The 20,092-nt window shown below is 70.9% G+C and carries 16 protein-coding genes and 2 pseudogenes; 3 read left to right on the top strand and 15 right to left on the bottom strand.

All coding sequences use genetic code 11. The annotated features are described in order from the left end of the window. Positions 1 to 82: 82 nt before the first annotated feature. Positions 83 to 1,546, bottom strand: coding sequence for a glycoside hydrolase family 1 protein (locus ABTY56_RS14465; protein WP_350629083.1), 1,464 nt, complete (start codon positions 1,544 to 1,546; stop codon positions 83 to 85). A 32-nt stretch (positions 1,547 to 1,578) separates the two neighbouring features. Continuing rightward, positions 1,579 to 1,839: pseudogene (locus tag ABTY56_RS14460) on the bottom strand (carbohydrate ABC transporter permease); the annotation flags it as partial. Positions 1,840 to 2,119: 280 nt separating this feature from the next. Between ABTY56_RS14460 and ABTY56_RS14455 the strand changes: the two are divergent. Further along, complete coding sequence (locus ABTY56_RS14455) at positions 2,120 to 3,154, top strand: LacI family DNA-binding transcriptional regulator (RefSeq protein ID WP_350629082.1); 1,035 nt, start codon at positions 2,120 to 2,122, stop codon at positions 3,152 to 3,154. On the opposite strand, the gene ABTY56_RS14450 is transcribed toward ABTY56_RS14455, so the two are convergent. Beyond that, positions 3,155 to 4,108, bottom strand: coding sequence for a glycoside hydrolase family 5 protein (locus tag ABTY56_RS14450; RefSeq protein WP_502893115.1), 954 nt, complete (start codon positions 4,106 to 4,108; stop codon positions 3,155 to 3,157). Positions 4,109 to 4,143: 35 nt separating this feature from the next. On the opposite strand from ABTY56_RS14450, the pseudogene ABTY56_RS14445 reads away from it, so the two are divergent. Together ABTY56_RS14445 and ABTY56_RS14440 are read left to right on the top strand one after the other, a co-directional pair. After that, positions 4,144 to 4,746: pseudogene (locus ABTY56_RS14445) on the top strand (glycoside hydrolase family 6 protein); the annotation flags it as partial. Position 4,747: 1 nt separating this feature from the next. Then, positions 4,748 to 5,119 (top strand): non-reducing end alpha-L-arabinofuranosidase family hydrolase, encoded by a 372-nt coding sequence (locus tag ABTY56_RS14440; RefSeq protein WP_350629129.1) that lies wholly within the window; start codon positions 4,748 to 4,750, stop codon positions 5,117 to 5,119. Between the two features lie 57 nt (positions 5,120 to 5,176). Here ABTY56_RS14440 and ABTY56_RS14435 read toward each other — a convergent pair whose 3' ends face one another. From ABTY56_RS14435 to ABTY56_RS14375, 12 genes are all read right to left on the bottom strand, one after another. Beyond that, on the bottom strand, positions 5,177 to 6,850 hold the full coding sequence (locus ABTY56_RS14435; protein WP_350629080.1) for a metallophosphoesterase family protein: 1,674 nt from the start codon (positions 6,848 to 6,850) through the stop codon (positions 5,177 to 5,179). 265 nt (positions 6,851 to 7,115) lie between these two features. Further along, complete coding sequence (locus ABTY56_RS14430; RefSeq protein WP_350629079.1) at positions 7,116 to 8,366, bottom strand: D-arabinono-1,4-lactone oxidase; 1,251 nt, start codon at positions 8,364 to 8,366, stop codon at positions 7,116 to 7,118. Positions 8,367 to 8,936: 570 nt separating this feature from the next. Continuing rightward, the gene (gene mmsB, locus ABTY56_RS14425) at positions 8,937 to 10,172 is read right to left on the bottom strand and encodes a multiple monosaccharide ABC transporter permease (RefSeq protein WP_350629078.1); all 1,236 of its coding nucleotides are present in this window, start codon (positions 10,170 to 10,172) and stop codon (positions 8,937 to 8,939) included. A gap of 3 nt (positions 10,173 to 10,175) precedes the next feature. Next, positions 10,176 to 11,741, bottom strand: a complete 1,566-nt coding sequence (gene mmsA, locus ABTY56_RS14420) for a multiple monosaccharide ABC transporter ATP-binding protein (protein WP_350629077.1) — start codon at positions 11,739 to 11,741, stop codon at positions 10,176 to 10,178. Positions 11,742 to 11,843: 102 nt separating this feature from the next. Beyond that, positions 11,844 to 12,938, bottom strand: coding sequence for a multiple monosaccharide ABC transporter substrate-binding protein (gene chvE / locus ABTY56_RS14415; protein ID WP_350629076.1), 1,095 nt, complete (start codon positions 12,936 to 12,938; stop codon positions 11,844 to 11,846). Between the two features lie 524 nt (positions 12,939 to 13,462). Then, positions 13,463 to 14,428 carry a LysR family transcriptional regulator gene (locus ABTY56_RS14405; protein WP_350629075.1) on the bottom strand — a complete coding sequence of 322 codons (966 nt, stop codon included), beginning with the start codon at positions 14,426 to 14,428 and terminating at the stop codon, positions 13,463 to 13,465. 238 nt (positions 14,429 to 14,666) lie between these two features. Next, positions 14,667 to 15,479: a sensor histidine kinase gene (locus ABTY56_RS14400; RefSeq protein WP_350629074.1), complete on the bottom strand. Its 813-nt coding sequence runs from the start codon at positions 15,477 to 15,479 to the stop codon at positions 14,667 to 14,669. 2 nt (positions 15,480 to 15,481) lie between these two features. After that, the gene (locus ABTY56_RS14395; RefSeq protein ID WP_350629073.1) at positions 15,482 to 16,237 is read right to left on the bottom strand and encodes a response regulator transcription factor; all 756 of its coding nucleotides are present in this window, start codon (positions 16,235 to 16,237) and stop codon (positions 15,482 to 15,484) included. A gap of 186 nt (positions 16,238 to 16,423) precedes the next feature. Continuing rightward, the gene (locus ABTY56_RS14390) at positions 16,424 to 17,146 is read right to left on the bottom strand and encodes an ABC transporter permease (RefSeq protein ID WP_350629072.1); all 723 of its coding nucleotides are present in this window, start codon (positions 17,144 to 17,146) and stop codon (positions 16,424 to 16,426) included. Positions 17,147 to 17,151: 5 nt separating this feature from the next. Beyond that, complete coding sequence (locus ABTY56_RS14385; RefSeq protein ID WP_350629071.1) at positions 17,152 to 17,373, bottom strand: hypothetical protein; 222 nt, start codon at positions 17,371 to 17,373, stop codon at positions 17,152 to 17,154. Continuing rightward, a complete protein-coding gene (locus ABTY56_RS14380) occupies positions 17,370 to 18,938 on the bottom strand; it encodes a sugar ABC transporter ATP-binding protein (protein ID WP_350629070.1) in 1,569 nt (522 codons plus the stop codon). The genes ABTY56_RS14385 and ABTY56_RS14380 overlap by 4 nt, the downstream gene beginning before the upstream one ends. Further along, positions 18,935 to 20,077, bottom strand: coding sequence for a substrate-binding domain-containing protein (locus ABTY56_RS14375; RefSeq protein ID WP_350629069.1), 1,143 nt, complete (start codon positions 20,075 to 20,077; stop codon positions 18,935 to 18,937). The genes ABTY56_RS14380 and ABTY56_RS14375 overlap by 4 nt, the downstream gene beginning before the upstream one ends. Positions 20,078 to 20,092 lie beyond the last annotated feature (15 nt).

The raw sequence follows: 20,092 nt of genomic DNA, 5'->3' as shown, positions 1-20,092 counted from the left end.
TCGACAAGGGAACTTCACCCCGGACCCGCCACCCCTGCCAGCTTGGTCGTTTGAATGACCAGCGTCAAGGGATCCGACACCCTCACGCACGCGGGTCGGGCAGTGCGCCCCGGCGGATCACCTCCGCGTACCACCGGGCACTGTCCTTGGCGATCCGGGCCTGGGTGGCGTAGTCCACGAAGTACAGGCCGAACCGTTTGCCGTAGCCGTACGCCCACTCGAAGTTGTCCATCAGCGACCAGAGGAAGTAGCCCCGCACGTCCGCGCCGGCGGCGATCGCCTGCCGGACGGCGTCGAGGTGGCCGCGCAGGTAGTCGATGCGCTGCGGGTCGTGCACCGCACCCTCCGGTGTCAGCCGGTCGTCGAAGGCCGCACCGTTCTCGGTGACCATCAGCGGAAGCCCGGGGTGTTCGCGGTGGAGGCGCAGCAGCAGGTCGGACAGGCCGGTCGGGTCGATCGGCCAGCCCATGGCGGTGCGCCGGCCGGGCGCGCGGTGGAGGAGCACGTCGGCGCAGCCGGCGAAGGGGGACTGGGCGCCGTCGCCGTGGCCTGCGTCGCTCGCCGCTGCGGGGTCCGGGCTCCGCCCGTCGGGCAGGGCCGAAGCCACGGTGGGGGTGTAGTAGTTGACGCCCAGCAGATCGATCGGCCTGGCGATCGAGGTCAGGTCGCCGTCGTGGACCAACGCCGACCAGTCCACCAGGTGTCCCGTGTCGGCGAGCAGGTCCTCGGGGTAACCGCCCTTCAGCATCGGTCCGGTGAAGACGCGATTGCCCACCGCGTCGATCCGCCGGGCGGCCTCGCGGTCCGCGGCGGACTCCGTGAGCGGCCGTACCTCGTGCAGGTTGAGCGACACGGCGATCCGCGCCTCCCGGGGCAGCGCCGAGCGCAGCGCCTCGACCGCGAGGCCGTGCCCGAGGTTGAGGTGGTGGGCCGCGCGCAGGGCGGCCGCCCAGTCGGCACGGCCCGGGGCGTGCACCCCTGAGCCGTACCCGAGGAAGGCCGAGCACCAGGGTTCGTTGAGGGTCGTCCAGATGTTCACCCGGTCTCCGAGCGCGTCCGCCACCAGCGCGGCGTAGTCCGCGAAGCGCCCCGCGGTGCTGCGGGCGGGCCAGCCCCCGACGTCCTCGAGCTCCTGCGGCAGATCCCAGTGGTAGAGCGTCACCGCGGGTTGGATGCCGTGTTCCAGCAGCTCGTCCACCAGGCGCCGGTAGAAGTCCAGGCCCCGTTCGACGGCAGGCCCGCGCCCGGTCGGCTGCACCCGGGGCCAGGACACCGAGAACCGGTAGGCGGCCAGGCCCAGGTCGCTCATCAGCCGGATGTCCTGCCGGTAGCGGTGGTAGTGCTCGGTGGCGCGGTCGCCGGTGTCACCGCCGGCCGTCCGCCCCGGGGTGCGGCTGAAGGTGTCCCAGATCGAGGGCGTCCGGCCGTCCACGTCGACGGCGCCCTCGATCTGGTACGCCGCCGTCGCGGCTCCCCAGAGGAAGCCGGCGGGGAAGTCGCGGACGGAGATGTCGGCCGGGGCCGACCCGGTCCGTGCGGAAGTCATGGCTGTTTTCTCCATTGCGGTGGGAGTGGGCGTCAGTTCTTGATCGCGCCGGCCGTGATGCCGCCCACGACCTGCCGGCCCAGGAGGGCGAACACCAGCAGGAGCGGTGCGGTCCCGAGCAGCGAGCCGGTGAGGATGACGGCCTGGTCGGAGTCGTACGAGCCGCCGCCGAGACCGGCCAGCGCGACCTGGACGGTGGGATTGCTCCGGCTCAGCGCGATCAGCGGCCAGAAGGAGTCGTTCCAGGACTGGACGAAGACCGGCATGCCCAGCACGGCCATGCCGGGCCGGGCGAAGCGGCTGCTCTGCCGTCACGGGTGGTGCCGGGGTTCCGCATGGCCGAATCTCCTTGTCCAGGGTGGTCCATGGCTGCGCCGCGCGACTGGCGGCCGGAGGTGCTCGGAACTGGGTGGGGCATGAGGTGGGAGCGCTCCCACTATGATGTGGGAAGATTGCTTCGCCACGCGGGGCGTGTCAAGGGCGTGGATCGGCTCCGTTACCGGAACGTGTCGTCCGGCCCGCCGTCGCCGTCGCCGAGGTCGCCGTCGTCCACCGTCTGCCGGGAGAACGATCATGAGTCGAGCCGAGCAGCAGCAACCCGCTGCCCGCCCCACGCTGGAGGCGGTGGCAGCGCGGGCCGGCGTGGGCCGGGGCACGGTGTCCCGGGTCGTCAACGGCTCGCCCAAGGTGAGCGCCAAGGCCCGCGCGGCGGTCGAGCAGGCCATCGCGGAACTCGGCTACGTCCCCAACCAGGCGGCGCGCTCCCTGGTCACCTCCCGGACGGACTCGGTCGCGCTGGTCATCCCCGAGAGCGTCGCGAAGCTGCGCTCCGAACCCTACTTCTCCGACATCATCACCGGAGTCTCCGCCGAACTCGCCGAGTCCGACCTGCAGTTGCTCCTGGTACTGGTCCGCGACGAGCGCGAGCGGGAACGGCTGACGCGTTACCTCACCGCCCGCCGGGTCGACGGCGTCCTGCTCGTCTCGGTGCACCAGGACGATCCGCTCCCCGAGCTGCTGGAGCGGCTGGAGCTGCCCGCCGTGCTCAACGGCCGCCGTTCGGCCGAGGAGTCGCTGAGCTACGTGCACGCCGACAACGCGGGTGGTGCCCGGGCGGCTGTCCGGCACCTGCTGTCCCGGGGCAGGACGGCGATCGGGACCGTCACGGGACCGCTCGACATGGAGGGCGCGGCGGCGCGTCTGGCCGGCTACCGGCAGGCGCTCGCAGAGGCCGGGGTTCCGGTCGACGAGGGGCTCGTCGCCCACGGGGACTTCACCGAGCACGGCGGCCGTGAGGGCATGCGGGAACTGCTCGCCCGTCGGCCCGGCCTGGACGCGGTGTTCTGCGCCTCGGACCTGATGGCGGCGGGTGCCCTGCAGGCGCTGCGCGAGGCGGACCGGCGGGTGCCGGAGGACGTCGCCGTGGTCGGCTTCGACGACTCCGTGGTGGCCCGGCACACCGAGCCGCCGCTCACCAGTGTTCGTCAACCGACGGAAGAGATGGGCCGGTTGATGGTCCGGCTGCTGCTCAGGGAGATCGCCCAGCCGGGCCGGTTCCGTCGGCAGACGGTCCTGCCGACGGAACTGGTGGTGCGGAAGTCGGCCTGACTACGGGCCGCCCGCCAGGTGTGCGCGGTACCCGGCGCCGAAGGCCGTCGGGGTGCCGTCGTAGGAGCTGATCAGCGCCGGGCCGCTGCCGCAGTCCCAGGTTTTCCAGGCCCAGGTGAGATAGGAGACGCCGTGCCGGTCCAGCCACGGCAGCAGCGTGTCCAGGTAGCCGTGCGCGCAGTCGTTCTCGCCCAGCTCTCCGGTCACGACCGGTACGTGGGCCGCCGGCGGCCCGATCTGCGAGTCCCAGCAGGAACCGGTGCTGCAGGCGTTGAAGTTGTACGAGTGCCACGACGCGGCCAGGTTGTGCAGGGGATCGGCCGGCTGGTGGGCGGCCCACTGGGTGAGGTCGTTGGCGTACTCCAGGCCGCCGAGCATCAGGACGTTGTCCGCGCCGGTCGAGCGCACCGCGTCGACCATCGCCTGCATGCCGGCGACCTGGAAGCCGATCCCGGGGCAGCTGCCGCCGTCCCGCCAGCACGCCCAGCCGCTGTCCTCGCTGCCGGTGGCGCGTGACGGGTAGGGCTCGTTGAACAGGTCGAGGACGGTCGCGTCGTCGCCCTTGAAGGTCCGCGCCACCGAGGTCCAGAACGGGAGCGCACCGGCGGCGTCCGGCATGGGTTTCTGGCAGGTGGCGGTGGCCTCCGAGCAGCCTGCGGACGGTCCGGTGTACGCGCCGTCGGTCCAGTGCAGGTCGAGGATCGCCACCAGGCCGTTCCGGTGCAGCAGGTCGACGTAGCTCCGGACCGCGCCGATGTAGGCCGAGCCGGCGTACGCGGGGTCGACGTTGGAGTGGCCGAGCCAGCAGTCCTCGTTGAGCGGCACCCGGACCGCGTTGACGCGCCAGGACTTCATCGCGGCGACGGACGCCTGGTCGGCAGGGCCGTCGAAGATGCCGTGCCCTTGGACGCACATGAACTCGGCCCCGGAGCGGTTGACCCCGTGCAGGGTGATCGGCGTGCCGTCGGCCGTGGCCAGCGTGCTGCGGTTCCGCTGCCGCCTACGACAGCTGGATCGCCGCGTTCGCCGACGGCATCGGCAGCCGGCCGGCCGTGGTCGTCCTCGAACCCGACTCGCTGGGGGACGAGAGCTGCATGACGCAGGCCCAGATCTCCGAGCGCAACGCCCTGCTGCGCAACGCCGTCGCGCAGTTCAACGCCAAGGCCCGGAACACCTGGGTCTACCTCGATGCCGGCAACCCCGCCTGGTTGAGTGCCGAGACCATGGCCCGGTACCTGGCCGCCGCCGGTGCGAGCGGCGCCCACGGCTTCTCCCTCAACGTGTCCAACACCTACCCCACCGCGCAGAACACGGCGTACGGCGACGCAGTCAACGCGGCCCTCGGGGCGGCGAACGGGTTCACCAAGCCGTACGTGATCGACACCAGCCGCAACGGCAACGGATCCGACGGCACCTGGTGCAACCCGGCGAGGCGGAGGATCGGCACGCCCACACGGGTCGGCGACGGCGCCGAGATGCTGCTGTGGATCAAGGCGCCCGGCGAGTCCGACGGCAACTGCGGCACCGGCACCGGATCGACCGCCGGACAGTTCCTGCCGCAGAACGCCTACAACCTGGTCTACGGCTACTGACCTGAGGACGAAGAACCTGTTCGAGGCGCCGCAGGTCTACGAGGTCAAGGACCAGAACCAGTACCTCATGATCGTCGCGGCCCGGGGCACGAACGAACAACGCTACTACCGCTCCTTCACCGCCACCAACCTGAACGGCTCCTGGACCCCGCAGGCCGCCACCGAGAACACCCCCTTCGCAGGCAAGACCAACACCGGCACCACCTGGACCGACGACATCAGCCACGGCGACCTGATCCGCAACAACCCCGACCAGACCATGACCATCGACCCCTGCAACCTCCAACTCCTCTACCAGGGCAAGTCCCCCAACGCCACCGGCCCCTACGACCGACTCCCCTGGCGCCCGAGCCTCCTCATGTTCCAGCACTGACCGGCACTCGCCGCCTCAAGGGACCCCGGCCGACGCGTCGGCCGGGGTCCCTTCCGATCAGCGACCGGTCCCGCAGGCGCGCAGCGCGGCGCAGAGGGCGGGGCCGATTGGGACGAGGAGGTCGACGTTCCGGTCCCGGCGGGTGCCCGCCGACTCCGGCCCGCCGACCCGAGTCGGCTCGTTCGCGCCGAGCTCGCGGTGGGCGGCGGCCAGGTCCCACAGGTCGAGGACGGTTCCCGGTGCGAGCGGCGCGGCATGGTCGATCATCGTGGAGCGGACCACCAGGACGCCTTCGCCGACGAGGAGTTCGACCATGCGTGCCTGGGACGGCCACTCGCAGAGGCCGGAAGTGATGACGTGCCAGAAGCCGCCACCATCCGAACGCCTTTTTGCTGTCACCGCGTTGAGGTGCTGGTGACCCGCCAGCCAGAGTGCCACGTTGTCGAAGCGGTGCAGGAGCGCCTCGACCTCGCGGCCGAGCACCCGCGGCAGGTCCGCATCCGGGTGCGCCGCCTCGTCCGGCCGTTGGGTGGTGTTGTCGAACACGGTCAGCCCGTGGTGCGATGCCAGGACGACCACCCGGTCCTGGAAGCCCGTGCGGACCTCGGCGCCGGCCACGTCCCGGTAGGAGGAGTGCACCTCGATCAGGCGCTGCTCCAGCCAGTCCCGTTGGCGTCGTCCGATGCTACCGGTGGAGTGGCCGGCCGGGTTGGTGGTGTCGAGGACGATCACCCGGACACCGGGGACCTCGTCGTAGCAGTAGTAGGTACGGCCCTCGGCGAGGTCGGTCTCGCTGAACCCGTGCCCGCGGGGGGTGCCGGGGCTGTCCAGGTGCGCCCGGATGTACTCGGTCTTGTCGATGATCCGCCGGTCCGTTCGCGGCCGGATCTTCATCGTCGCTCCGCCGGCCAGCACCGCCGGATCCGTCAGGTAGGCGTCGGTCGGTGCCCGGGGTAGTGCGGCGGGTGCGGCGACCGGCCGTTGGTCACCGGTGAGCAGGCCCTGGAAGCCCGGTGTGACCGGTGCACGTCCCTGCGCGAGGCAGTCGTGGTTGCCGAAGCAGGCCAGCCAGTCGACGCCGAAGCCCCGGGCGGGGAACGGCTCGGTCGCCGAGGCCAGCAGGCCCGGCCGGTCCGGGAAGCCGTACCTCTGCTTGTACCGGTCACGCGACCCCGGCTCCGGGTTGTAGTAGTCGCCGGACACGGTGTACGACGGGATCGCCGTGGTGTCGCCGCTCCCGCTGACGCCGAATGTCGGGTCCACGCTCGCGCCGCCGTGCATCAGGGTCAGGAACTGACGCAGCTCGTTGCGTTGGGCGTTGTCGGTGTTGTCCCCGGTGGTGAGCACGAACCGGACGGGCGTGCCCGGATCCCTCGCCAACCTCGCCACGGTGCGGGCCATCGCCTCGAAGGCATGGGTGGAGACGATCTCCTGCGGACGGTACGCCGGTACCATCCCGGCCCAGCCGCGCCGGTCGGCGTACCGCTGGACGAAGTCGATCCGGCCGGGCGAAGCGAGGTCCGCGAGCTGGTAGTCGGTGACGTGCACGAACCGCAGAAGGGAAAGGAGCGGTCCCGTCCGGCGCCCGGTCAGGTCGTCCCGCGTGACGTGCGGTTCACCGGGCGCCGGGGCGAGCCTGCGGTACGCCTGCTCACTGCCGCGGCCGACCACTTCACCCGGGACGATGGTGGCGTCGAGCGTGGTCACCACGGCATCGGTTCGTTCTGACATGGGAGTTCGGGTTTCCTGTCCTATGGGGTGACAGCGCCGCCCACCGGGGTCGGTGAGCGGGGTGTCCGACTACCCGGCGAGGCGGTTCTGTTCGTCGGCCTGGGATTCGCCATGGCGGATGACGAGCAGGGGCATGGGCGCCCTCTGTGCTGGGCGGCGACGCACGACTTGATGCGCCTCAGCCGAAAGGCGATTCAGTTGAATCGTCAAGTAGAATGTTAGCGTTAACACGACGCTGCCGCCGCGAGGGCCCCTGGAGCAGGTGCTACCTGGCGTGGAAGTGGCGGGCGACGAACTCGTTGCGGAACGTGCCCGCCGGATCGAACTCGCCCAGCAGCCGGCAGAAGTCCTCCCAGCGCGGGTACGACTCGCGGATCGCCTCGGGCGTCATGGCGAAGACCTTGCCCCAGTGCGGCCGGGCGGTGAAGGTGGACAGGGCCTCCTCGACCGCCTCGACCGCGCCCGCCGCGGCCGCCGCATCCGGGTGCCAGGTGAAGTGGAAGGCGACGCAGTCGCGTTTGTACGCGGGGCTGAGCCACAAGTCGTCCGCCGCCACCGTGCGGATCTCACCGATCTGCAAGGCCGGTGAGATCCGGGCCCGGACGGCGTCCAGTGCGTCGAACGCGGCGACGGCGTTGGCGCGGGCGACGAAGTACTCGGACTGCAGCTCGTCGCCGCTGCTCGGCGTGAAGTCCGGCCGGAAGTGCGGGAGCCGGGTGTGCCACCGGCCGGGAACGCCCAGTTGCCGCGTGCAGGGTTCGGGCGGGCACCCCGGCACGGGGTGGCGCGGACCGTCGGCGAGCACTGCGCCGAGCCAGGCCCCGGGGGCGTCGGCGCCGCCCCGCGCCTTGAGCCAGACCTGATCGATCCGGTCCGTCCGCCAGGCGGTGAAGAGGCTGACGCTGTACGCCGCCGCCATGACCTCGTCGAAGCGCTCACGCAGCACGGCCGTCGGCAGGCCCTCGTACACCCACTGCCGCACCTCGAACGCCGGCACGACGTCCAGGGTCAGCCGGGTGACCACACCGAGGGCGCCAAGGGACACGACCGCACCGGGGAACTCCGCCGCGCCCCGCTCGACCGTCACCAGGGCGCCGTCCGCCGTGACCAGCTCGACGGATCGGACCGCCGCCGCGAGGCAGCCGTTGGCGACCCCCGAGCCGTGTGTCCCGGTCGCGCACGCGCCTGCGACCGAGATGTGCGGCAGGGACCCGAGGTTGTGCAGCGCGAGCCCCGACCGGTCCAGCACCTCGGCGAGTTCGCCGAACCGTAGCCCGGCGCTCACGGTGACCGTGCCGGCCCGCTCGTCCAGGCCGACCACCCGGGGCAGGCCGGCGACGGACACCAAGTCGCCCGTGGTGTCCGCGATCGCGTTGAACGAGTGCCCGGTCCCGACCGCCCGCACCGACCGGCTGCCCGCGACGATCCGTCGTAACTCGCCCACGGAGCGCGGCTCGTGGAACCGCTCGGCGCCGAACGCGATGTTCCCGGCCCAGTTGGTCGCGGCCACGGTCATGGGGTGTTGCCTCCTCGGGCTCGGGAGCGCGCGGGTGCGTTTCAGCAGCGGGTCAACCGGACTGCCAGGCCGTCGGGGGTGTAGAGCACAGTCGCCCGGTACCCGTCCGCGTCGACTGTGATGTCGACTGTGATGCTGCCGAACCCGCCCTGCCGCGTACGCCCGCTGAAACCGCAGCACGACGTCGTCGTCCGACTCGTTGATGTCCGGCAGCCGCGGACGAGATCGGCGGCCCGACGGACAGGGTGCGCAGCCGGGACGCGGCCGAACCGGTGTGTGGCCGGCCGACGGCGGATCTCGGCGATCTCGTGACGCCGGCCCACGAAGCGGGTCGATGCGGCGGGAAGGTTCCCACGTTCGGGGGTCTCCCTGTTCACGTCGGCTCCTGTCTGCTCACGGGTCTTCTCGCCGGTCTTCTCGCCGGTCTTCTCGCCGGGTCCTCGCACCGGCTCCGGACGTGCTCTCGTACGGAGAAGTCTGCACGGAGGAGCGGGCGGAAGGACGACAAGCGGGCGGGGTGCAGCGCCGTGCCCTCAATCAGGGCGCTGCTCCCCGCCCGCGCTCAGGGGGTCAGGAACCGGCTTTGCGCTTGTTGTAGACGTCGAATCCGACGGCTGCGAGCAGCACCAGTCCCTTTATGACCTGCTGGTAGTCGGTGCCCACGCCGACCAGCGACATGCCGTTGTTCAGCACGCCGAGCACCAGGCCGCCGATGATGGCGCCGAGGACGGTGCCCACGCCACCGCTGGCGGAGGCGCCGCCGATGAAGGCGGCGGCGATGGCCTCCAGCTCGAAGTTGATGCCGGCCTGCGGCGTGCCGGCGTTGAGCCGCGCGGCGAAGACGAGCCCGGCGAGCGCCGCGAGGACGCCCATGTTGGTGAAGGCGAGGAAGACGACCCGCTTGCTCTTCACACCGGACAGCTTGGCCGCGGCCTCGTTGCCGCCGATGGCGTAGGTGTGCCGCCCGATGATCGAGTTGCGCATCAGGTAGCCGAACCCGACCAGCAGGGCGCCGAGGATCAGCAGGACGATCGGCACGCCGTGGTAGCTGGCCAGCAGCAGCGTGAAGACCACCACGGCGGCCGTGATCGCGGCGAGCTTGACGAAGAACAGGCCGACCGGGAGGACCTCCAGCCCGTACGAGGCGGTCTGCCGCCGGCCGCGCACCTCCTGGAGGACGGCGACGGCCAGCACCGCGAGGCCCAGTAGCAGGGTGAGGTTGTGGTAGTTGGTGTGTGGTCCGACTTCGGGGAGGAATCCGCTGCTGATGCTCTGGAAGCCCTTGGGGAACGGCGCGACCGACTGGCCCTGGAGCAGGATCTGGGTGCCGCCGCGGAACAGCAGCATGCCCGCCAGGGTGACGATGAAGGACGGGATGCCGAGGTAGGCGATCCAGAAGCCCTGCCAGGCGCCGGCGAGGGCGCCGACCACCAGCGCGGCCAGCACCGCCACCGGCCACGGCACATGGTGCTTGACCATCATCACCGCCGCCGCGGCCCCGACGAAGGCGGCCAGCGAGCCGACCGAGAGGTCGATGTGCCCGGCGATGATGACGATCATCATCCCGATCGCCAGGATGAGGATGTAGCCGTTCTGCTGGATCAGGTTGGTGATGTTGAGCGGCTGGAGCAGGATGCCGTCCGTCCAGACCTGGAACAGCAGCACGATCAGCGCGAGCGCGACCAGCATGCCGTACTGGCGTACGTTGCCGCGCAGCGCGCGGGCCAGCACGCCGCCGAGGGAGGGGCCGGGGCCCGCCTGCGGCGCCTTCGGGGACGAATCCGGGATGATCTCGGTCGGGGCCATGCCTCACACCTGCTCGTTGCTGGATGCGGCGCTCATGGTCATGAGCCGCATGAGGGATTCCTGGGTGGCGTCGGCGCGGGCCACCTCACCGGTGATCCGGCCCTCGGCCATGGTGTAGATCCGGTCGCACAGGCCCAGGAGTTCGGGGAGTTCGGACGAGATGACGATCACGGCCTTGCCCTGGGCGGCCAGCTCGGCGATGACGGTGTAGATCTCCGCCTTGGCGCCGATGTCGATGCCGCGGGTGGGCTCGTCGAGGATCAGCACCTCCGGCTCGGCGAAGATCCACTTGCTGAGGACGACCTTCTGCTGGTTGCCTCCGCTCAGCGTGCCGGTCCGGGTGAACACCGTCGGGGCCTTGATGTTCATGGTCTGCCGGAACGATTCGGCGACCCTGGCCTCCTCGTGCCGGTCGACCCGGCCCCTGCGGGAGAGCTTGCCGAGCGCGCTCAGGGAGATGTTCCGGCTGATGTCGTCGATCAGGTTGAGGCCGAGCTGCTTGCGGTCCTCGGTGACGTACGCGATGCCGTGCGCGATCGCCTCGGGCACCGTCCGGGTGCGGATCTCCTCGCCGTGCAGCCGGACCTTGCCCCCCGCCCATCGCCCGTACGATCGGCCGAAGACGCTCATCGCCAGCTCGGTGCGGCCGGCGCCCATCAGTCCGGCGATGCCGACGATCTCGCCGCGCCGCACGCTCAGCGAGGCGCCGTCCACGACCGTGCGCTGCTGGTCGATCGGGTGCCGGACGCTCCAGTCCTCGACCTCGAAGGCGACCTCCCCGATGTCCGCCCCGTCCTCTGAATAGGGCTGTCGCTCGGGGTAGCGGTGCTTCAGGTCGCGGCCGACCATGCCGCGGATGATCCGGTCCTCGGAGATGCCCTCGGAGCCGATCGCGATCGTCTCGATCGTCTGCCCGTCGCGCAGGATGGTCACGGCGTCCGCGACCCGGGCGATCTCGTTCAGCTTGTGCGAGATGATGATGCAGGAGATGCCCTGCGCCTTGAGTCCGAGGATCAGGTCGAGCAGCTTACGGCTGTCCTCGTCGTTCAGCGCGGCGGTCGGCTCGTCCAGGATGAGCAGCTTGACCTTCTTGGCGAGCGCCTTGGCGATCTCGACCAACTGCTGCTTGCCGACGCCGAGATCGGCGACCCGGGTGTGCGGGTTCTCGTCCAGGCCGACCTGCCGGAGCAGTTCGGCGGCGTGGGTGAGCGTCCGGTGCCAGCCGATGATGCCCCGGGTGGCGTGCTCGTTGCCCAGGAAGACGTTCTCGGCGATGGATAGGTACGGCACCAGGGCCAGTTCCTGGTGGATGATGACGATGCCGCGCTGCTCGCTGGCCCGGATGTCCTTGAAGCGGCAGGGCTCGCCCTCGAAGAGGATCTCGCCCTCGTAGCCGCCGTGCGGGTAGACCCCGCTGAGCACCTTCATCAGGGTGGACTTGCCGGCGCCGTTCTCGCCGCAGATGGCGTGCACCTCGCCCGCGGCGACGGTCAGGTTGACCTCGGAGAGTGCCTTGACGCCGGGGAACGACTTGCTGATCGACCGCATTTCGAGAACGGGTCCAGCCATGGGTGTGTTTCCGTATCGTTCGGGGGCGGTGTGGTGGCCACGGGTTCTCCGGCTCCCGCACCGCCGGTCGAGAGCCGGGCCCGCCCGGGCGGGCCCGGTGGACTACTTCAGCTGGTCGGCGTTGTACTGGCCGCTGTCCACCAGGACCTGCTTGTAGTTGTCCTTGTCGACGCTCACCGGCTGGAGCAGCTGCGCCGGGACGGTCTTGGCGCCGTTGTCGTACTGGCTGGTGTCGTTGACCTCGGGCTTGCCGCCGGTCAGCACGGCGTCGCCCATCTGGGCGGCCGCCTTGGCCAGTTGGCGGGTGTCCTTGTAGACGGTCTGGGTCTGCTCGCCCGCGATGATCGACTTCACCGAGGCCAGCTCGGCGTCCTGGCCCGTGACGACGGGCAGGGACTTGGCGGTGCCGTAGCCGACGCCCTTGAGCGAGGAGAGGATGCCGATCGAGATGCCGTCGTACGGCGAGAGCACGGCGTCGAGGTGGGCGGAGGTGTAGGCCTTGCTCAGGAGGTTGTCCATCCTCGACTGCGCGAGACCGCCGTCCCAGCGCAGCGTGGCGACCTGGTTGAAGTCGGTCTGACCGCTCTGCACGACCAGCTTCTTCTGGTCGATGTAGGGCTTGAGGACGCTCATCGCGCCGTTGAAGAAGAAGGTGGCGTTGTTGTCGTCGGGCGAGCCCGCGAACAGCTCGATGTTGAACGGGCCCTTGCCGTCCTTGAGCCCGAGCTTGTCGGCGATGTAGCCGCCCTGGAGGACACCGACCTGGTAGTTGTCGAAGGTCGCGTAGTAGTCGACGTTCTTCGTACCGCGGATCAGCCGGTCGTAGGAGATGACCGGGATGTGCGCGTCGGCCGCCTTCTGCAGCACGTTGGTGAGCGAGGAGCCGTCGATGGCGGCGATCACCAGCAGCTTGGCGCCCTTGGTGATCATGTTCTCCACCTGGGAGACCTGGTTCTCCACCACGTTGTCGCCGTACTGCAGGTCGGTCTTGTAGCCCTTGGCCTGGAACTCCTTGACCATGTTGTTGCCGTCGTTGATCCAGCGTTCCGACGACTTCGTCGGCATGGCGATGCCGACGAGACCGCCCTTGGCGTCGCCCTTGGCCGCGCCGTCGCCGGCTCCGTTGGCGCTCTGGCCGCAGGCTGCCAGGGACAGGGCGAGACCCGTGGCGACGAGGCCTGCTGAAAGCTTCCGCACAGTTCCTCCAGTGATGTTCCGCGACCGGCACGGTGCCGCCCGGTGGCAGGGCGGCCGGGAGCGGTCGAGCGGGGACCGGCCGGGTGCGGTCCTCGTGTCGAGGGAGTGGGTCCGCACGGCTCCGGCCTGGCGTGACATGAGTGTTAACGCTCACAACGATGGCGTCAAGGGGCTCCGGATCACTGTTGGATCCCGGTTCCCCGTCGACCGGTCCGTGCGAACGCTCGCCACTGGCAGGAGAGTTGCCCGGATGGCCCGGGAGTAAAAATTGGGTGAATATTTTATGTCGCCCGGGTCTGAAACCTGGGTCCCCGCCTCCTGCCGGCGGCCGGGGAGCGGGCACCCGCTCGGGGGAGGGGGGCAGCTGGTGGCCGGCGTCAGGCCGTAGGCATCGAGGATCGGGTCGACGGGCCGGAAGTAGATGGTGCCGCCGCCGGAGGTGCAGTTGCCGGAGCCGCCGGAGGTGACGCCCTGCGCCTGGCTGCCCGAGATGAACGAACCGCCGGAGGCGCGGTCGCCTCGTGTCACGGCGCCGAACGGGCCCTCCGCCGCAGCCATGCCGCGTACGCCGCATTCAGCGCCGCGGCGTCCGCGTGCACCGCCTTGGCGTAGCCGACCACCTCGTCCGCGAGCCCCCACGCCAGGGAGTGCGGCACCCAGCCGATCACCTGGCGCCAGCTCAGCTCCGGCGGATCCAGCGGAACCGTCACGACCCCGTCGGTGGGCGGGAACGTCGCTCGGCACAACGACACGGCCCGGCCCGTCCGCACGAGGTGGAGGCACGACGCCGCATCGGCCTCGTACACCGGCAGGGGCAGGAAGTCCGCCCGCACGCAGGCGGCCGTGAAGCACTCCGTGAAGCACTCCGTGAAGCAACTGTCGCCGGGCGGCAAAGCCCAGCGCTCACCGGCGAGTCGCCCGAGTTCCAGCTCACGTTCCCGCGCCAGCGGATGGTCCTCGGAGAGCACGGCGAACACCGGGTCGACGGCGATCTCCCGCCACTCCAGCCGTCCGTCGCCCATCGCCTTCCGGTGTCCGCAGAGCCCGGTCAGCACGAGGTCCAGCCGCCCCTCCGCCACCCGGCTCACCAGTTCCGAGGTCGAGCTCGACGATTGGGTGCTCAGTGCCATCTCGGGCCTGGCCGCCGCCAGCCGGTCGACCAGGGCGCCCAGCAGCGGACCGTGGGTCGCGCCCACGCGCAGTCCGCTGGTCTCGCGCGCGGCGTGCGCGAAGCGGACGGCGTCCTTCTGCAGTTGACGCATGGCGGGCAGGAGCACCCGGCTGCGCTCCAGCACCAGGACGCCCAGAGGGGTCGGTCGCACGCCCTCCCTGCCCCGCTCGAAGAGCCGGCCGCCCAGGGCGTTCTCGATGCGTTTCAGCTGGGTGGAAAGCGCCGATTGGGCGAGTCCGAGGCGGTCCGCCGCCTTGGTCACGCTTCCGGCGTCGCCGATGGCTCGGATCATTCTGAGATGACGGAATTCCAACTCCATGGCAGCAGGACTATACGGGAGGGAAATGGAGGGACATGAATCCCCCGGGTGAAGATTCGGAGGGTGCGCCTGGGGCTTCAATTCCGGGCCGCCGAACGGGCTTTCCGGAAGCGCGTCAGGGCTCCTCCGGTCGCCGCCCGGGGAAGGCGGGCGCCATGGCTTTCCTGCCCGGGGGAAATGCGGGATGGAACTGGCGGTGACCGGAGAGCCCCTGCGTCGTGTCCGCGAATGGATGACATCACGGGCGGTCGGGGATTGATCTCAGAGTTCGATCAGAATCACCTCGGGATTCGATCGGCGGCCGTGCCGGCAGCCGGACGGTGAACCGCGCGCCCTTGTCGGACGGCGCGATCCGCACGGTGCCGCCGTGGGCTTCGACCAGGGCCGCGACCAGACTCAGGCCGAGTCCGCCGCCGGGGGCCGCCCCGCGCGGCCCGCTCCCGTCCTCGTGGCCGGCCGGTGATCGCCGGGCGCGGAAGAACGGCTCGAAGACGCGCTCGTGGAGGCCGGGCGGAATCCCGGGTCCGTCGTCGGCCACGTCGACGCAGGCCCAGTCCGCCTCGTGGCGCAGCCGCACCTCGGTGCGTGTGCCCGGTGGTGTGTGATGGTGCACGTTGACGAGGAGGTTGATCAGCACCTGCCGGAGCCGGTGCGGGTCTCCCCGGACGAGGTGGCGGCCTTCGTCGACGACGAGGGCGACCGGTCGGCCGGGGTGGCTCACCTGCGTGTCGGCCACGAGCTCGGCGCAGAGCTCGGCCAGGTCGACGGGGACGCATTCCAGGGGCCGCCGCTCGCCCAGGGTGGAGAACAGCAGCAACTCGTCGACCAGGGCTGCCATCCGACGGGCTTCCGCCTGCACCCGCGTCATGGCGCGGTGGAGGGCCTGGCGGTCGTCCAGGCCGCCGAGGAGGCCCAGCTGGGCGTAGCCGGCGATCGTCGTCAGGGGCGCTCGCAGCTCGTGGCCGACGGTGGCCAGGAGATCGCGCAGCTCCTCGTCGGGCCGCAGTCCCGGTGGTTCTCCGTTTTCGGATGCTTCGGAGGGCCTCGTCATCGTCACTCCGCTCGCGGGGCGTGGCCGGCGCGCAATGCGTAGCCGACGCCGCGCACCGTGCGGATCAGTGCCTGATCGGTGTCGCCGAGCTTCCGCCGGAGGTAGTAGATGTACGTCTCCACGATGCCCGTGTCGCGTTGGAAGCCGTGGCCCCAGACGTTCGTGAGGATGTCCGCCTTGGTCACGACCTCCTCGGGGCGCTCCATGAGGTACTGCAGCAGGAGGAATTCCGTGGCCGTCAGCCGGACCGGCGCTCCGTGCAGCCGGACATCGTGGCTCATGCGGTCGAGTTCGACGTCGCCCGCCTTCAGGCGGCGCGGCGCGGTGTGGTCCGGTGAACGACGCAGCGTCGCGTGGATCCGTGCGGCGACCTCGTTCAGGTCGAAGGGTTTGGTGACGTAGTCGTCGCCGCCCAGGGTGAGGCCGCGGATCCGGTCGCTCACCGAGGTCCGTGCACTGAGGAAGATGACGGGGGTCCGCACGTCGGACCTCCGCAGCCGGGCGCAGACTTCGAAGCCGTCCACGTCGGGCAGCAGCACGTCGAGCAGGACGATATCGTGCTTCCGCGCCAGTGCTTGGGACAGGCATTCCTTGCCCGACGCCACGGCGTGGGGATCGAATCCGAGGAACCGCAGACCGGTGGTGAGCATGTCTGTGACTCCGGCCTCGTCCTCCGCGACGAGAACGCGCGGCCGGAAAGTGGAAACGGTGGGATTCACAGGTGTCGGCCCCAGGGTGGTGTCCTGCTCTGACGGCATCACGGTAGTTGAATGTTAACGCAAACATCCAGTCCGGGCCCGATTTCGCCGGGGGCTGGGTGCGCTACCCGGCCCCGTGCCGGTGCCATCGGCTTGCGGACGCGGCGAAACCCCCGCCGGGCCGGTCGGGGGTTCGCCGGGACGGCCGAGGGGGCACGAGGCACCGTCGGCGATCCGGACGCAGGGTCAGGAGCGCCTCGCCACGTGTCTGGCGCGCAGGCGGTCGGCCGTGATGGCCAGGCCGAGCACGCAACCGAGCACGATGTTGGTGTAGTCGGAGTCGACCTGGAGGGTGGTCAGCCCGTTGTTGATCAGCTCCAGGAGGACGGCACCGGCGACGATACCCACGACGCGGCCCTGCCCGCCGGTCAGGCTGACCCCGCCGATGACCGCGGCCGCGATCGCCGAGAGCTCCCAGCCGACGCCGACGCCACTGGCGGAACCGACCCCCATCCGGCCCAGTACGAGCATCCCGGCGAAGGCCGACACCAGGGAGGAGGCCACGTACATCGACACCACCCGGCGGTCGCCGCGGATGCCGGCCAGCCGGGCCGCCTCGGGGTTGCCGCCGACCGCGTAGACATGCCGTCCCGCGTAGGTGCGCTCAAGGAAGAACCACGCGGCGGCGGTCACCGCCGCGAACAGCACCAGCGGCACCGGGATCTGGGCCAGGTAGCTCTGGCCGACGTCGCCGAAGAACGGGGAGATGCCGACGATGGAGGTTCCCGAGGTGATCGCCAGGGTCACGCCCTGCGCCACCGTGTAGGTGACCAGCGTGACGACGAACGGCGGCATCCGCAGCCGGGTGACGGCCAGCCCGTGGACCAGCCCGACGAGCCCGGCGACGGCCAGGGTCGCCAGGACCGCCACACCGGCGGGCAGGCCGGCCCGGACGTCCAGCCAGGACATGAGGATCACGATTCGCCGATCGCGATCAACCCGTACTGCGCGAGGTCGGCGCCCATGCCCTGGAGGTTGACCGCGCTCGCGAAGGTGTCCCGGGCCAGGGTGAGCCCGGTGAATACGGCGACGCAGGCGAGGACGACGCCCACTTCGGGCGTGCCGACCAGGACGCGCAGCCGGTTCCGGGCCGGTGCGGGCGCCTCCTCGCGGGCGGGGGCGGTCTCGGTGGTCATGCGTGTTCCTCCGTGCTCGCCGACGGCTGCGGCCGACTGGTGGCCGCCGCCATGATGCGTTCCTTGCCGAAGTGCTCGCGGGGTAGGTCGGCGACGATCCGTCCGTGGGCCATCACCAGGATCCGGTGGCAGATCCACAGCAGTTCCTCCAGTTCGGACGAGGCGGCCAGGACGGCCAGACCGTCCGCCGCGGCCCGGTCGACGAGCCGGTAGATCTCGGCCTTGGCCCCCACGTCCACGCCGCGGGTGGGCTCGTCGAGCAGCAGGACGTCGGGGGCGGCGTGCAGCCACCGGCCGAACACGACCTTCTGCTGGTTGCCGCCGGACAGGTCGCGGATCGGCTGCTCCTGGCTGTGCAGTCGGACTCCCAGGCCGTCGACGATCCGTTGTGAGCGTGCACGGTCGCCGCCGGGGGTGAGGACGCCGTGCCAGGAGTCGCGCCGCAACGTGGCGAGGGTGGCGTTCCAGCGCACCGGGTGTGACAGCAGCAGCGACTGCTCCTTGCGGTCCTCCGGCACCAGGCCGATGCCCGCGGCGACGGAGTCGGCGGGGTGGCGCGGGTGGAAGCGGCGTCCGGCCAACTCGACGGCGCCGCCCGTGCGGGGTTGCGCGCCCATCAGGGTGTGCAACAGCCGGCTGCGGCCGGAGCCCATCAGCCCGGCCACGCCGACGATCTCGCCGGCCCGCAGGTCCAGGTCGATCGGACCGAGACCGTCCGCCGTCAGCCCCCGCGCGCTCAGGACGGTGCGGGCCGTCGCCGGAACGGGTCCCACGGCGGTGTCACGGTCGAGTTCGCCGCCGACCATCTCGCGGATCATCCGCGCCTCGGTCGCCTCGCCAGGGCCGAGGTCCGCGACCAGGCTGCCGCCGCGCAGCACGAGCACGCGGTCTGCGATGTCCCGCACCTCGTCCAGACGGTGGCCGATGAACAGCACCGCGCCGCCGTCCGCGGCGTGCTGCCGTGCGAGGGCGAGGACCTTTCCGGCCTCGACCGGCCCGAGCGAGGAGGTCGGCTCGTCCAGGATCAGGACCAGCGGCCGGTTGCCCCAGGCCTTGGCGATCTCGGTCATCTGTCGCAGCGGGACGGGCAGTTGCTCCACGGGCCGGTCGACGTCGACGCCCTCGACACCGATCTCCGCCAGCAGTTCACGGGCCTCGCGCCGGGTGCCGGCGCGGTCGAACAGGGCCCGGCGCAGCCTCCCCGCACCGTGCCTGCCGCGGGTACGCCGGCCGAGCAGCAGGTTCTCGGCCACGCTCAGCCGTCCGACCAGGGGGAACTCCTGGGCCACGAGAGCGACGCCGAGCGCCTTCGCGTGGTCGGGGCGGCCCGGCTGGAGCGGCCGGTCCGCGATCAGGACCTCCCCGGTGGTGGGGGAGACGGTGCCGGACAGCACGCCCATCAGGGTCGACTTCCCGGCGCCGTTCTCTCCGACCACGCAGGTGATCCGGCCCCTCATCAGGTCGAGTTCGGGGATGTCCAGCACGGTGACCGGCCCGTAGCTCTTGCGCACCGCGCGAAGGGTCGCGGCCGGCCCGCCGCCGGTGGAGTGGGTCGCCCTGATCATCCGGTGATGCCGAGCTGGGACTGCCTGGCTCGGAAGGCGTCGAGGTTGCCCTGGACGACGACGCCGACGCCGGAGCTCAGGGTGTTGCCGTCGGATTCCAGGAACGGCTTGACGACGGCCATCGTGGCGTCCTTGCCGAGCACCTTGAGCGCGGCCAGCAGATAGGCGCCGGTGTAGCCCTGCTGGTAGGGCGACTGGACGACGGTGGCCTGGATGACGCCCTGCTGGATGAACGTCAGGGTCTGGGCGTCGCTGTCGTCGGAGATCACCTTGACCTTGCCGGCGCGGCCCGCCGCCTGCACCGCTTGCGCGGCCGAGGGGCCGTCGTAGGAGTAGACGCCGTAGAGGCCGGTCACGCCCGGGTCGGTCTGGATGGCGGTCTGCGCGTTGGTCAGGGCCTTGGCCGCGTCCATGTTGTCGGCGAGCTTGTTGGCCACCTCGATGCCGGTGCCCTTCAGCGCGTCCTCGAAGCCCTGGATGCGCTCGACGGCGTTGGACGCGGTCAGCGAGCCGACCAGCACCACGACCTTGCCCCGGCCGCCCAGTGCGGCCTTCATCGCCTCGCCGGCCCGCTTGCCGGCCTGGTAGTTCGGGGTGCCGAGGTAGAGCGCGGCGCCGTCCTCGGCGGGCAGTGGCGAGTCGATGGCGAGGACCGGGATGGAGGCCGAAGCGGCGGCCTGGATCGGCGACTTGACGGCGGCGGGGTCGATCGCGGAGAGCGAGAAGGCGGAGACGTCCTGCCCGCGCAGGGTCTGGAGGATGGACAGCTGCTGGTCCAGTCGGCCGTTCGCGGGGGCCTGGAAGGTGCCCTTGACCCCGAGGTCGGCGAGCCCCTTGGTGAAGCCGGCCTTTCCGGCGTTCCAGTAGTCCACGGCGACGTTGACCACCATGGCCAGGTCCAGCTTGGAGAGGTCCTTGCCCTGGAGGGCAGCCTTGAGCGCGGCGTCGAGGCGGCCGAGGCTGTCGTCGTTGAAGGTGATGTCGCCCTGGATCGCGGGCGCGGTGGCGGCGGAACCGCCGGCGGGCGTGCCGGAGTCACCGGCGCCCTGCTTGCTGCAGCCGGCGGCCAAGGCCACGACGACGACTGCGGCGCAGGCGACGCGGGAGGCTCTGGACCACCGTCGGAAGGGTGCGCGCATGGATGGTTCCTCTCG

The sequence above is a fragment of the Kitasatospora sp. NPDC097691 genome (assembly GCF_040302665.1).
Classification (GTDB): Bacteria; Actinomycetota; Actinomycetes; order Streptomycetales; family Streptomycetaceae; genus Kitasatospora.
This window is presented reverse-complemented; position numbering and strand designations above follow the sequence as displayed.